The sequence below is a fragment of the Curtobacterium luteum genome, assembly GCF_001475545.1.
In the GTDB taxonomy this organism is placed as follows: Bacteria; Actinomycetota; Actinomycetes; order Actinomycetales; family Microbacteriaceae; genus Curtobacterium; species Curtobacterium luteum_A.
The window spans coordinates 16319-29016 of the sequence record NZ_LDQC01000012.1 but is presented as its reverse complement, the minus strand read 5'-3'; the positions used below and the strand labels follow the sequence as shown (position 1 = coordinate 29016).

Genomic DNA, 12698 nt, shown 5'->3' with positions numbered 1-12698 from the left:
GGATCCGGCGCAGCCCGCGGCCTTCCGCTCCGAGCTCCGCATCGGCGACACGACGGCTCCGCCGCCCCCACACTGACGCGGCCGCGCCGGCCGCGCCGGCCGCGTGCGCCCTCCACGGCCCGAGTCTCGGCTCCGCGGACAGTTTCGCGCCGCGGGGACCGCGAAACTGTCCGCAGACCCGAGACTCGGCAGGTTTCCCGGCCACTGTCGCCGGCTGCCGGCTCGCGCGTCACCGCGCCAGCGCCGCCTCGATCCACCCCCGCCGGTGCGCCCGCACCCCGAGCGTCACCGCCCGCACCCCGATGTACCCGAGAGCGAAGGCAGCCCAGAGCCCCGCGAGCGTCCCGCCCGCCCACCACAGCAGCGGCAGGTACACGACGAGGTTCACGCCGCCAGCGAGCGCCAGGTACCGCGCGTCCCCGGCGCCGATGAGCACCCCGTCGAGCACGAACACGTAGCCGGCGACCGGCATCCCCACCGCGACGATCACCAGCACCGGGGGGAGCGCACGCTGCACCGCGCTCGAGTCCGAGAACACCGGGCCGAGCACGCCGCTCACCGCAACGGTCAGGAGCCCGAGCACGACTCCGCCCACGATCCCGAGCAGCACCAGCCGACCGGTCACGAGGCGGACGCGGTCCGGGTCCCGAGCCCCGAGTCCGTGCCCCACGAGCGCCTGCCCCGCGATGGCGAGGGCGTCGAGCGCGAACGCCAGCGTCGAGAACACGGTGAGACCGACCTGCGTCGTGGCCAGGCCGGTGGTGCCGAGTCCCGCCGCCACCGACACGGTCGCGAGCATGGCGATCCGGAGCGATGCGGTCCGGAGGAACAGCCAGGCTCCCGAGCGGAGCGCGCGTGCCACACCCGAGGCGCCGGGGCGCAGCGGGGCACCGGACGCCCGAGCCGCCCGCACCGCGATCACGACGTAGACGGCGGCCATCGCCCACTGCACGACGACGGTCCCGGCTGCCGACCCCTCGACTCCCCAGCCCGCGCCGTAGATGAGGACCGCGTTGAGCAGCCCGTTCGCGACGAACCCGACGGTCGCGACCACGAGCGGGGTCCGGGTGTCCTGGAGCCCGCGCAGCAGTCCCGTGGACGCGGTGACGACGAGGATCCCCGGCAGCCCGACGAGCGACAGGGTCAGGTACGCAGTGGCGGCGGCGGAGACCTCGGGGGAGGCGCCGAACGCGTCGACGAGCGGTGCGGCGAGTGGCCAGCCGACGAGCGCGAGCACGACCCCGAGCACGAGCGCGAGCCACATCCCGTCGATGCCCGCGTGCACGGCACCCCGTCGGTCGCCGGCACCGAGGGCCCGGGCGACCGCGGGCGTGGTCGAGTACGCCAGGAAGACGAGCAGTCCCGTAACGGTCTGCAGGACCGCACTCGCCAGACCGACCGCTGCGAGCGGCGTCGCCCCGAGGTGCCCCACCAGCGCGGTGTCCGTCAGGAGGAACAGCGGTTCGACGACCAGCGCACCGAGCGCGGGCACGGCGAGCCGGACGATGTCCCGGTCGACGTGACGGGTCTCGGTGCGGTCGGTCACCCGACCATCCTGGCGGCTCGCGCCGCGTCGGACGGGAGGCGCGGGGCGGGCCGGCACCGTGCCTCCCGTCCGACCCGTGCCTGCGGCTCAGTCGGCGCGCGGCTCGGCGGGGACCGCTCCGGTCGCAGCACGGGCTGCGTCCGACGCCGCAGGCGTCGGCCCGTCCGTTCCACGGGCCCGACCGATCAGGTCCATCACGTGGTAGACCACGATCGCCGCGACGGTGCCGACGATGATCCCGCCGAACGTCGCGCTGCCGAACGAGAACGTGAAGTCCGCGATGCCCGTGATGAGCGCGATCCCCGCCGTGAGCTGGTTCTTCGGCTTCGCGAAGTCGACCCGGTTCTCGACCCAGATCCGGATGCCGATGATGCCGATGAGCCCGTAGAGCGCGGTCGTCGCGCCGCCGAGGACACCCGCGGGCACCGACGAGATCAGGACGCCGATCTTCGGGGAGAGCCCGAGCAGGACCGCGACGATCGCCGCGACCCAGTACGCCGCGGTCGAGAACACCCGCGTGGCGGCCATCACGCCGATGTTCTCACCGTAGGTCGTGGTCGCGGACCCGCCGCCGATGCCCGCGAGGACCGTCGACACCCCGTCCGCGAACAGTGCTCGGCCGGTGAGCGGGGTGAGGTCACGGCCGGTGAGCTGTCCCACGCCCTTCACGTGGCCGACGTTCTCGGCGACCAGTGCCAGCACGACCGGGACGAAGCCGAGGTAGATCGCGAGCTGCCCGACGTCGAAGGCCGGGGCGGTGAAGGTCGGCAGGCCCACCCACGGTGCTGCCGCGACCGCCGAGAAGTCGACCTCGCCCGCGATGACGGCCGCGACGTAGCCGACGGCGACGCCGATCACGATGGAGAGCCGTCCGACGAGCCCCTTGGAGAGGACGGTCACCAGGATGATCGTGAGCAGGGTGATCAGTGCGACGACGGGCGCTTCGACGAAGTTCTTCTTCGCGGACGGGGCGAGGTTGAACCCGATGAGCGCGACGATCGCGCCGGACACCACCGGCGGCATCACCCGGTCGATCCACCCCGCGCCCGCGAGGTGCACCACGAGCCCGACGACCGCGAGCAGCGCGCCGACGACGATGATGCCCGACAGGGCGAGCGGGATGCCGCCGATCTTCGTCGCGGCACCGATCGGAGCGAGGAACGCGAAGGAGGACCCGAGGTAGCTCGGCAGGCGGTTGCCGGTGATGAGCAGGAAGAGGATCGTTCCGATGCCGCTGAACAGCAGCGTGGTCGACGGCGGGAACCCCGTGATGAGCGGCACGAGGAAGGTCGCGCCGAACATCGCCACGACGTGCTGCACGCCGAGCCCGACGGTCCGCCCCCACCCCAGGCGCTCGTCGGGGGCCACGATCGTCGTCGCGGAGACGGTCCGGCCGTCGCCGTGCAGCTTCCAAGGGAGTCCCATGCAGACGACGGTAGTGGCAGGACCGCGCCGTGACGACTCCCTTGCGCGAGCTGTGGATGAGGATATGGTGTGTAGGACATCACCGACAGGAGTCGCCCGTGTCCACCTCCTTCGTGCAGAGCGCCAAGGGCGCCGCGCTGCTCGCCCTCACCGCCCTCGCGACCGTGGCGCTCGCCACCGTCCCCACCGTGGCCGTCGCTGCGCCGAGCAGCACGTCTCCTGCACCCGGGACGAGCGGTGTCGCGCCGGGGTCCGAGGGCCGCGAGCCCGTCGGACCGCGTCGGCTCACCGCCGAGGTGCGGTCCATCGAGCACGGCCCGGGGATCGTGACCGTCGACGGGAGCGGCGACCCGGGTGCGGCGGTCGCGATCAGCGGCGACGGTGTCGAACGCACCGTGGTGGACGTCGACGCGAGCGGCCGCTGGACTGCGCGCGTCCCGGTGCGCCCCGGAGGCACCCGGGTGCTGCAGATCGCAACGGACGCCGACGGCGCGGTCGTCGAACTCGCGGTCGACGTCCTGATCCTGCGCGCTCCGGAGATGGTCGCCGTCGTGGACGGCATCACGCGCACCGTCGCGCTGGACGGGACGGGGTTCCCCGGCGCCCACCTCGTCATCCGCCTGGCGAGCGAGGACGTCACGGATCCCGAGGGCGGGCCGGTCCTCGGTGAGACGGACGTCACCGACGACGGCTCGTGGTCGTACACGCTCCGGGGGATGCCGTTCGGTCCTGCACACGTCGAGGTGTGGCAGTACTTCGACGGCGCCCACAACGGCGGCGTCGACGAGGTCTACACGCTGGCCGGCGACGCCGAGGTCACCAACGCGGAAGCATCGCGGGAGACCGGCCGGATCACCATGGCCGGGCGAGCGCCGGCAGGGACGCTCCTGCGGTTCGCCGACCGCGGCGGTCCGGTCTCCGGGTCCGACGGACGTCCGCTCACCGTCGAGGTGGGGGACGACCTCCGGTGGGCCGTCGAGTTCCCGTTCCGGGCCGACGCCCGTCTGCTCAGGATCGCCGTCACGACGCACGACGGAGACCGCCAGGTCGGTGCGGCCGAGCAGGACCTGACGGTGCCGATCGCCCCCACCGCCGTCGTGCACGAGCAGTCGGACGGCACGGTGCGCCTCGAGGGCGCCGGGGAGCCCGGGGCGACGATCCTGCTCGAGACCGACTCCGGCGGCCGCGTCCTCGACCACGACGGGCGACCCGTGTCGACGACGGTCGGCCGTCGCTGGTCGGTCACGGTCGACCGCGTCCTCCTCCCCGCCGACGCCGTGGTCGTCCGTCAGGAGATCGACGGTCGTCCCCAGGGGTCGGTCCGCGTGGCCCTCCCGACGGCGCCGGCCGGGCCGGAGCCCGTCGACGGTGCGGGTCCGGGGACGGGCGGTCACCGCCCGGGAGGACCGGCCGCCGGAGTGCACCCCGCGCCGGAGGCCGACTCCCCGATCACGGCGAGCGGGACACTCGCGTACACCGGCGCGGACCCGGCCGGTCCGGCCTCCCTCGCGGCAGGGCTGCTCGCCCTCGGCGCCGGTGTCCTCGTCGCGGTGAACGCCCGTCGGCGTCGGCGGGCCGGCCGGAGCTGACCGACGGCTCCGCTCCCGCCTCGGTTCCGGTGGCTATCGTGGACGCCATGACCGACGTCGCAAGCACCTCCGGCATCCACACCGACGAGCTCGACGCAGGTGTGCGCCCACAGGACGACCTCTACCGGCACGTGAACGGCAGCTGGGTCGCCGCCACCCCGATCCCCGACGACAAGGCACGGTACGGCGCCTTCACGATCCTCGCGGAAGAGGCCGAACTGGCCGTCCGGGACATCGTGGAGCGGTCGCAGCAGGCGGCGCCCGGTACCGAGGAGCGCAAGGTCGGCGACCTGTACACCGCATTCGTCGACGAGGAGCGGCTCGAGGCCCTCGGCACCGGTCCGATCGAGCCGCTGCTCGCCGAGGTCGACGCGGTCGACTCGGTCGAGGACGTCGTCCGCATGGTCGGCCGCTTCGAACGCCTCGGTCTGCCGAGCTTCCTCCAGCTGTTCGTCGACAACGACCCGGGCGATCCCGATTCGTACGTCGTGTTCCTCGAGCAGAGCGGACTCGGGCTGCCGGACGAGTCCTACTACCGCGAGGACCGCTTCGCCGACATCCGCACGAAGTACCGCGAGTTCGTCGCCGCGATGTTCCCGCTCGCGGGGTTCGACGACGCGGGCGACCGCAGCGACAACGTCATCGGCCTGGAGACCGCGCTCGCCGCCGAGCACTGGGACAACGTCACCACGCGCGACAGCCAGAAGACCTACAACAAGCTGCCGTGGTCGGAGGTCGCGGCGCTCGCCGAGGGCATCGACCTGCAGCAGTGGTGGGAGGCGATCGACGCCCCGGCCGGCGCCTTCGAGACCGTCGTCGTCCGCGAGCCGTCGTTCATCACCGGACTCGCCCGACTCCTCCGGAACGAGCCGCTCGCGGCCTGGAAGGACTGGCTCCGCTGGCAGGTCGTGCGCGGGTCGGCGGCCTACCTGACGAGCGCGTTCTCCGCGACGAACTTCTCGTTCTACGGCACGGCACTGACCGGTGCGCCGAAGCAGCGCGAGCGGTGGAAGCGTGGCGTCTCCCTCGTCGAGGGTGCGATGGGCGAGGCCGTCGGCCGCATCTACGTGCAGGAGCACTTCGACGAGACCTCGAAGGCCGAGATGGACGAGCTCGTCGCGAACCTCGTCGAGGCCTACCGCCAGAGCATCACCGGCCTCGACTGGATGACCGACGAGACCCGTGCGCGTGCACTCGACAAGCTCGACAAGTTCACGCCGAAGATCGGGTACCCCGTGAAGTGGCGCGACCACTCGGCGCTGGAGGTCTCCGCGGACGACCTCATCGGCAACGTCCGCGCCGTCGCGAGCTTCCAGGTCGACCGTGAGCTCGGCAAGATCGGCAAGCCGATCGACCGCGACGAGTGGTTCATGACCCCGCAGACGATCAACGCCTACTACAACCCGGGCTTCAACGAGATCGTGTTCCCCGCGGCGATCCTGCAGTTCCCGTTCTTCGACGCCGGGCGCGACCCCGCCGCCAACTACGGTGCGATCGGTGCCGTCATCGGCCACGAGATCGGACACGGCTTCGACGACCAGGGATCCCAGTACGACGGCGACGGCCGTCTGCAGAACTGGTGGACCGAGGCCGACCGCGCCGCGTTCGAGGAGCGCACCAAGGCCCTCATCGCGCAGTACGACGCACTCGTGCCGACCGAGGTCCCCGACGGTCACGTCAACGGCGCCCTGACGATCGGCGAGAACATCGGAGACCTCGGTGGCCTCTCGATCGCGTGGAAGGCCTACCTGCTGTCCCTCGACGGTCAGGAGCCGCCGGTGGTCGACGGTCTCAGCGGCGCGGAGCGCTTCTTCCTCAGCTGGGCGCAGGCGTGGCGGATGGCGATCCGTCCGGAGGAGGCCGCGCGCCTGCTCAGCATCGACCCGCACTCCCCGAACGAGTTCCGGTGCAACCAGGTCGTGCGCAACATCGACGGCTTCTACGACACGTTCGGCGTGACGGAGGGCGACTCGATGTACCTCGACCCGGCCGAGCGCGTCGCAATCTGGTGATGGTCGAGCCGGACGCGGCGCTGCCGTCCGGGCGACGCCGTCAGGCTCCGGCCGGCGGTGCCGCCGGCGACGGCGACCGTGTGCGCGGCGGTGGCGGTCGTGCGCACGGCCGTCACCGCGGCGGTGCGGACGAGCGCTTCGGATCCACCCTGGAGGCACTGGGCGCGTTGGCGAGGGACGGTGCGGCAGTCAGCGCCTCCGTCATCGACACGTCGTCCGGCAAGGCGCTGCTCGCGGTCGACGACACACTGGTCCAACCCGTCGCGAGCCTCGGGCGGGTGCTGCTGCTCATCGAGGTGGCGGCGTTGCTCGAGGACGGCGGACTGCACGGCGACCGTCTGCAGCGGATGGCCCGGGACACCGCGACGGGTGCCGGTCTGTGGCAGTTCCTGCAGGAGTCGACCATGCAGGTGTCGGACCTCGCGACCCTCGTCGGCGCCACCGCCGACGCGTGGGCGATGAACGCGCTGCTCTCGACGGTCGGGATCGACGCGGTCCGCGAGCGTTCGGAGTCGCTCGGCATCGAGCGGACGGCGCTGATCGACCGCGTCCGCGACCGCCGTGGGCCGGACGACGCTCCCGATGCGTCGGTGGCGGCCACCGGTGAGCTCAGCTGGCTCTTCCGCGGGCTCGCGCTCGGCGAGGTCGTCGACGAGGCTGTCTCGAACCGGGTGCTCGGCTGGCTCTCCCTGTCGAGCGACCTGTCGCTCGTGGCAGGCTCCTTCGGGCTCGACCCGCTGGCACACCGCTCGCTCGACCACGGGCTCCAGGTGGTCTCGACCACCGGTTCATCGCTCGGTGTCCGGGCCGAGGCAGGAATCCTCCGCGGGCCGGCGTCCTCCGTGAGCTACGCCGTCACGGTGACGTTCGACGACGCGACGCTGCAGCGACGATTGGCGGTCGTCGACGCCCTGCGCACGATGGGCACGGAGGTGCTCGAGGCCGTGCACCTGCCCGCTCGCCGCTGAACGGAGCGTGTCGCGCACTCGGGCAGACGCTCAGCTGAGGAGTCGCCGTGCCCAGGCGTCGAACCGCTGCCGGATGACCCGCGCTGTCACCTCGGCACGCCCGATGCCCGTGTAGTTCGGCTCCCACGACTCGAGGTACGGATCGGCCCGTGCTGCCGCGAGGACGTCCCATGCGTGGACGTCGTGGACCCGCACGCCGCTCTCGCGCTCGTACGTGACGAGGAAGCGATCGGCTGCGGCCGGTGCGCCGAGGAGCACGAGGTCCTGCCGGCACCAGGCGACGTCGACACCCCGCGGGGCGGCCATCGCCCCGGACCAGTCGACGATCCCGGTGAGGCGGTCGTCATGCCACACGGCGTTCCCGCTCCAAAAGTCGCCGTGGGTGAGGACCCGGGTCTGGTCCGTGGTCGGCCAGACGAGACGTGCAGCCCCGCCCAGTCGTCCCGCTGTGCGCTTCGGTTCCCGCCCGTCGTCGGGCAGTCCCGCCGGGTCGAGTCCGTGGACCCGGGCGAGAGCGACCCCGAGCTGTTCCGCGGCGGCGTCGAGGTCGAGGGTGGCGGACGGAACGGTCCCCGTCAGCGCCGACGTGACGATCGTCGGGACGCCCGCGATCGTCCCGTGTGCGAGGAGCCGCGGCGCGAGCTCACCGAGGGGCGAGAGCCGCCCGAGCACGGACGCCTCCCGGGCGACAGCATCGTCCCCGGGCGGGAACGTCCTGACCACGACCCGTTGCTCGCCGTCGACGGCGAGGACGGTGCGGGCGTGTTGCCCGCCGGTGAGGACGCGGACCGAGTGCAGCGGTCGTCCGAGCAACGCGCTGCCGTGGTCGACGGCCGTCTGCGCCGTCGCGGGGTCCTGCTGGGTCGTGGCGGCCACGGGGCAAGCGTACCGACCGCCCGATGTCACGAAACGGTAACGGAGGGAAGTCGCCCCAATCCACTCCGGCGAGGGCGTCGAATCCCCTGCACAGACCGGGAACCACCCGGAGCGCTCACCAGCCGCAACCAGCTGGTTCTCCACCCGTCATCGGGTGAGTTCGGCGCGCCATCGAACGCCGCGCCGAGCGCGACCACAGCAAAGGATTCCACCATGCGCAAGAGCCTGAAGACCTCGATCACCCTCGCCACGACCGGCGCGCTCGTCCTCGGTGGCGCCGCGTTCGGTGTCGGCGCCGCGAACGCCTCGACCCCGTCGGTGCACACCGTGTCCTCGTCCTCGTCGAAGATCCCCGCCCCGGTCGCGTCGGTGCCCGAGGTCCTGGGCGGCAGCACGGCCGTGAAGCTCGACTCGGGCTTCACCGACGCCCTCACCGCCCTGAAGCTCACCCCCGGGGTGTCCGGCAACGCCAAGCTCGAGAACGGGTCGGTGTCGTTCCCGATCACGGCCGGTTCGGTCACGTACTGGAACCCGGACGGCTCGTACCGCCCCTACGTGCAGGGTCTGCTCAACCACGACGACTCGGGCCTGACCCTCAAGGCCGGTGACACGACGGTGACGCTGGAGAACTTCGTGGTGAACCCGGGTTCGTCCAAGCTCTACGGTGACGTGCTGGTCAACGGCAAGGTCGCCGCGGCGAACGCGTACCTGTTCGAGCTCTGGGGCGGCACCCTCAAGCCGCTGCAGCTCGAGGGCGACAACGCGATCCTGACCGGCACCACGGTCCACATCTCCGAGGACGCCGCCGGCCTGCTGAACAAGACGTTCGGCACCGACGCCGTCAAGCGCGGCCTGCTCGTGGGCACCGCGACCATCACCGCCAAGATCAAGTAACACCCCGCACCACACACCGAAGCGCCGCCCCCGGGACCCCCGGGAGCGGCGCTTCCACGTGCAGCGAGCATCAGCGCGACGTCAGCGCAGCAGCACGAACGATCGCAGCGTCCCGGGCGAGACGTCATGCGCTTCGACGAACCCGAGCGACTCGTAGAACGCCCGCTGCCCGGGTTCGGCGTCGGTGAGCAGCACCGTCTGACGCACGCGCTCGTAGCGACGGAGCACCTCGTCGAGCAGCGCCCGGCCGACCCCGGTCCGCTGGTGCTCGGGGTGCACGAGGACGTCCTGCACGTACACGATCGTCGCACCGTCGGACACCGTACGCGCCAACCCCACCAGGCGACCGGCGTCGCGGGCGGTGATCACGGCGTGCGAGCCCGTGATCGCGGCGACGAGCACGTCTGGGTCGCGTGTGTACGCCGTCCACCCGACCGCCCCGTACAGGTCGAGCAGCTCCTCCGGCGTGGGCAGTTCCGTCGCGATGGTCACCACGGGTCCATCGTGGCAGGCCTAGTCGGTCGCCTGCCCCTCCAGCACGAGCGCCTGCACGCTGAGCAAAGCGGCATCGGACGACCGGCACGCCGTGTAGCCCTCGTCCTTCAGGAACAGCGACGTCTTCGATCCGGGCGGGTACACGCGGAAGCCGTCCGGCGTCACCGGCGAGCACTCCGACGTCGGGATGTTCTCCGCTCGGACGACCTTGACCGGCGCGACCGCGAGCTGTCCGGGTCGCAGGGTGACGGTCGGGTGTGGGGACGAGCGGTCGAGGGACGCCGCAGCGCCGATCTGCTGCCCGTCTCCTCCGCCGACGAACGAGACGCCCGGCCACCCTTGCAACGTGCAGGACGCGGAGCCGGTGTTCTCGAGGGTGATGTGGAAGATCGTGCTGCCGGCGGCACCGCCGCTGCCTGCTTCCGCCCCGACGGCGAGCGACGACGTGCCGCACGCGGCAACGGAGCTGCTCGACCCCGACGACCCACCGTCGGACGAGGCCGAACCGGTCGTGGACGGCGATGACGAGGGCGACGCGGACGACGACGCCGTCGACGGAGCAGCCGTCACCGTCGCGGTCGCGGTGGAGGTCGCGGCGGTCGGCGTCGCCGCACCGCCGCCGGCACACCCGGCGAGGACACCGACGGCGACCAGCCCGACGGCGATGGACACGACCCTGGGGACGGCGCTGCGCTGCATGCGTCCACGCAACCACCGCGGAGCGACCCGGACTCGGGCGTCGTCCAGCCTCCGCGAGCACACTCGCGATCACCGGCACGGGAGCGCCCGTGCCACGGACGACGGAGACCGCCATGACGGACAAGCACGAGCAGGCACGCGGCGACGAGGGTCGAGCAGACGGCGTCGAACCCCGCGCCGGGTCCTTCACCGACAGCGAGATCCCGGGCGAGGAGCACGTCGCGAGCAGCGAGCCCGTCGGTGAGTTCGTCTCGAGCGACATCCCCGGCGAAGGCCGCCCGACGCCGGACGGCGAGCAGGGTGAGTACGTGGAGAGCGACATCCCCGGCGAGCCGGAGCCGACCGGCACCGAGGGCGTCGGCCACTACGTCGACAAGGACGAGTAGCGCCGAGGCCGCCCGTCAGTCGACGAGGTCGACGGCGACGAGCCGCCGGAGCGTCTCGACACCGGCGGGCGGGCACCGGTCCGCGTCCGCGGATGTGACCCATTCCACCTCGTCCACCTCTGCCGAGGCGACGGGCGTGGCGGATTCGAGCGTGCCTCCAGGCCGGACCGTGAACAGGGCCATCGCGACCATCGTGCCGGGCGCCTGCCCGTGCGCGGGTTCGGTGACCGTCCCGAACGGCTCGACGTCCTGCGCCGTCAGGCGCAGCCCGGTCTCCTCGTACGCCTCTCGGAGCACTGCCTCGACGTCGCTCTCGTGCGGCTCGGCCTTGCCGCCGGGCAGGTAGAGCACGTCGCGCCCCCGTGCGCGCACCATCAGGACCTTCCGGTCACGCACCAGCAGCAGCGCGCTCACGCGCAGCGTCCGAGTGGAGCCTGACTGAAGGCTCAGCTCGCGTCCGCCTCGTCGGTGCGGTCCGCATCGTCACGGATGGGCGCGGTGCGCTCCGCGAGCGGCACGACCGGACTCGGCACCTCGATCTCGGGGGCAGGCTGCACGCCGAAGAGCGCGTCGAGCGCGCCGACGAACTCCTCGCCCCGACCGGCGCGACCGAGCTCGCGGGCTCGAACCGACGGGCGGTGCAGCAGGACGCCCACGAGGTGGCGGAGCGCACGCTCGGTCTGCTCGACGGACTCGGGGTCGCCGTCGCGGCGCTTCGCGCGGTCGATCTCGTCGTCGAGGATGTCGAACACGTGCTTGCGGAACGCGACGAGCGCCGGTGTGGTCGACTGCTCGAGCGCCTGCGCCCGGAAGCGGGAGACCGCGTCGTCGACCATGGCGCGGGCCTCGGACTCGGCGTTCAGCTCGTTGATCGGCGCGTGGATGCTGATGGTCTCGAGGTCGAGCAGCTCGACACCGTCGACGCCGGCCGCGGCGGGGTCGACGTTGCGGGGGAGCCCGAGGTCGATGACGATCCGGCGGATGCCGTCGTCGAGGTCGGCGGGGGCCACGACCGGGACCTCGCTCGAGGTGCAGGTGATGACGACGTCGCTCGAGCCGATCGCCTGGCGGAGGTCACGGGCCGCGACGAGGTCGTGCTTGGCCGCGAACCAGGACGCACGACCCGAGGGCGAGAACACCTGGATGTTCACGGCACCCTTGTCGCGCAGGGCCGCGATGGTCGTGGCGGCGTAGCTGCCGGTGCCGATCAGGAGCACGCGGGTCTGCGCCCAGTCGGTGATGCGGGAGGACGCGAGCTGGAGGCCGAGACGGACGAGGGAGCGGCCGGCGGCGCCGATGCGGGTGCGGGTCTTGACGCCGCGGGAGGTGTGCGCGGCCTCTTGGAAGAGACGCTCGAGGTCCGAGGTGGTGGTGCCGTTCGAGCGGGCGTCCTCGAGCGAGCGACGGACCTGCCCGGAGATCTCGGTCTCGCCGACGACGACGGACTCGAGGCCGCTCGACACCGCGAAGAGGTGTTGCACGACGTCCTTGCCGCCGAGCACCCGGACGGAGTCGCGGAGTTCGGTCGGGGAGAGGTCGCTGGCGGCGGCGACGGCGTCGACGGTGGCCGAGACGGCGGAGTCGCGGTCGTCCCCCGCGATGTCGAGGTAGGCCTCGAAGCGGTTGCACGTGGCGAGGACGACGGCTCCGTCCAACACGTCGGAGTCGGTCACGAGACGGCTCGCGGCGGTCGGTGCGCCGATGCTCAGTCGCTCCAGGAGGTCGAAGCTGGCGTTGCGGTGCGACGCCGTGAGACAGATGAGCACGTGTTCCATGGTAACCCGCGCTCGGTGTGCGGGCGGCTCCCT

12 protein-coding genes are annotated in these 12698 nt (G+C 72.2%); 5 read left to right on the top strand and 7 right to left on the bottom strand.

The features are described 5' to 3' along the window. Nucleotides 1-229 precede the first annotated feature (229 nt). Nucleotides 230-1546, bottom strand: a complete 1317-nt coding sequence (locus NS184_RS02130) for an MATE family efflux transporter (RefSeq protein ID WP_058724490.1) — start codon at nucleotides 1544-1546, stop codon at nucleotides 230-232. 87 nt (nucleotides 1547-1633) lie between these two features. Then, nucleotides 1634-2971 (bottom strand): uracil-xanthine permease family protein, encoded by a 1338-nt coding sequence (locus NS184_RS02125; protein ID WP_058724489.1) that lies wholly within the window; start codon nucleotides 2969-2971, stop codon nucleotides 1634-1636. Nucleotides 2972-3069: 98 nt separating this feature from the next. Here NS184_RS02125 and NS184_RS02120 point away from each other — a divergent pair, with 98 nt between their 5' ends. Genes NS184_RS02120 through NS184_RS02110 form a run of 3 tightly spaced genes read left to right on the top strand, consistent with a single transcriptional unit; the run spans nucleotide 3070 to nucleotide 7540 of the window. Next, complete coding sequence (locus NS184_RS02120) at nucleotides 3070-4560, top strand: hypothetical protein (protein ID WP_058724488.1); 1491 nt, start codon at nucleotides 3070-3072, stop codon at nucleotides 4558-4560. Between the two features lie 47 nt (nucleotides 4561-4607). Next, the gene (locus NS184_RS02115) at nucleotides 4608-6572 is read left to right on the top strand and encodes a M13 family metallopeptidase (protein ID WP_058724499.1); all 1965 of its coding nucleotides are present in this window, start codon (nucleotides 4608-4610) and stop codon (nucleotides 6570-6572) included. Continuing rightward, complete coding sequence (locus NS184_RS02110; protein WP_083513376.1) at nucleotides 6572-7540, top strand: serine hydrolase; 969 nt, start codon at nucleotides 6572-6574, stop codon at nucleotides 7538-7540. The genes NS184_RS02115 and NS184_RS02110 overlap by 1 nt, the downstream gene beginning before the upstream one ends. Nucleotides 7541-7570: 30 nt before the next feature. Here NS184_RS02110 and NS184_RS02105 read toward each other — a convergent pair whose 3' ends face one another. Continuing rightward, on the bottom strand, nucleotides 7571-8416 hold the full coding sequence (locus NS184_RS02105) for a phosphotransferase family protein (protein ID WP_242862946.1): 846 nt from the start codon (nucleotides 8414-8416) through the stop codon (nucleotides 7571-7573). 213 nt (nucleotides 8417-8629) lie between these two features. Here NS184_RS02105 and NS184_RS02100 point away from each other — a divergent pair, with 213 nt between their 5' ends. Next, nucleotides 8630-9310: a hypothetical protein gene (locus NS184_RS02100; protein ID WP_058724487.1), complete on the top strand. Its 681-nt coding sequence runs from the start codon at nucleotides 8630-8632 to the stop codon at nucleotides 9308-9310. Nucleotides 9311-9391: 81 nt separating this feature from the next. Here the strand turns inward: NS184_RS02100 and NS184_RS02095 are convergent, their stop codons facing one another. Together NS184_RS02095 and NS184_RS02090 are read right to left on the bottom strand one after the other, a co-directional pair. Further along, a complete protein-coding gene (locus tag NS184_RS02095; RefSeq protein WP_242862945.1) occupies nucleotides 9392-9802 on the bottom strand; it encodes a GNAT family N-acetyltransferase in 411 nt (136 codons plus the stop codon). A 21-nt stretch (nucleotides 9803-9823) separates the two neighbouring features. Continuing rightward, nucleotides 9824-10504: a DUF4232 domain-containing protein gene (locus NS184_RS02090; RefSeq protein ID WP_058724485.1), complete on the bottom strand. Its 681-nt coding sequence runs from the start codon at nucleotides 10502-10504 to the stop codon at nucleotides 9824-9826. A gap of 113 nt (nucleotides 10505-10617) precedes the next feature. On the opposite strand from NS184_RS02090, the gene NS184_RS02085 reads away from it, so the two are divergent. After that, the gene (locus NS184_RS02085) at nucleotides 10618-10890 is read left to right on the top strand and encodes a hypothetical protein (RefSeq protein ID WP_058724484.1); all 273 of its coding nucleotides are present in this window, start codon (nucleotides 10618-10620) and stop codon (nucleotides 10888-10890) included. Nucleotides 10891-10905: 15 nt separating this feature from the next. Here NS184_RS02085 and NS184_RS02080 read toward each other — a convergent pair whose 3' ends face one another. Next, nucleotides 10906-11304, bottom strand: coding sequence for an NUDIX hydrolase (locus NS184_RS02080; RefSeq protein WP_242862944.1), 399 nt, complete (start codon nucleotides 11302-11304; stop codon nucleotides 10906-10908). Between the two features lie 32 nt (nucleotides 11305-11336). Further along, entirely contained in the window at nucleotides 11337-12656 is a 1320-nt protein-coding gene (locus NS184_RS02075) for a glutamyl-tRNA reductase (RefSeq protein ID WP_058724495.1), read from the bottom strand. Between the last annotated feature and the right edge of the window lie 42 nt (nucleotides 12657-12698).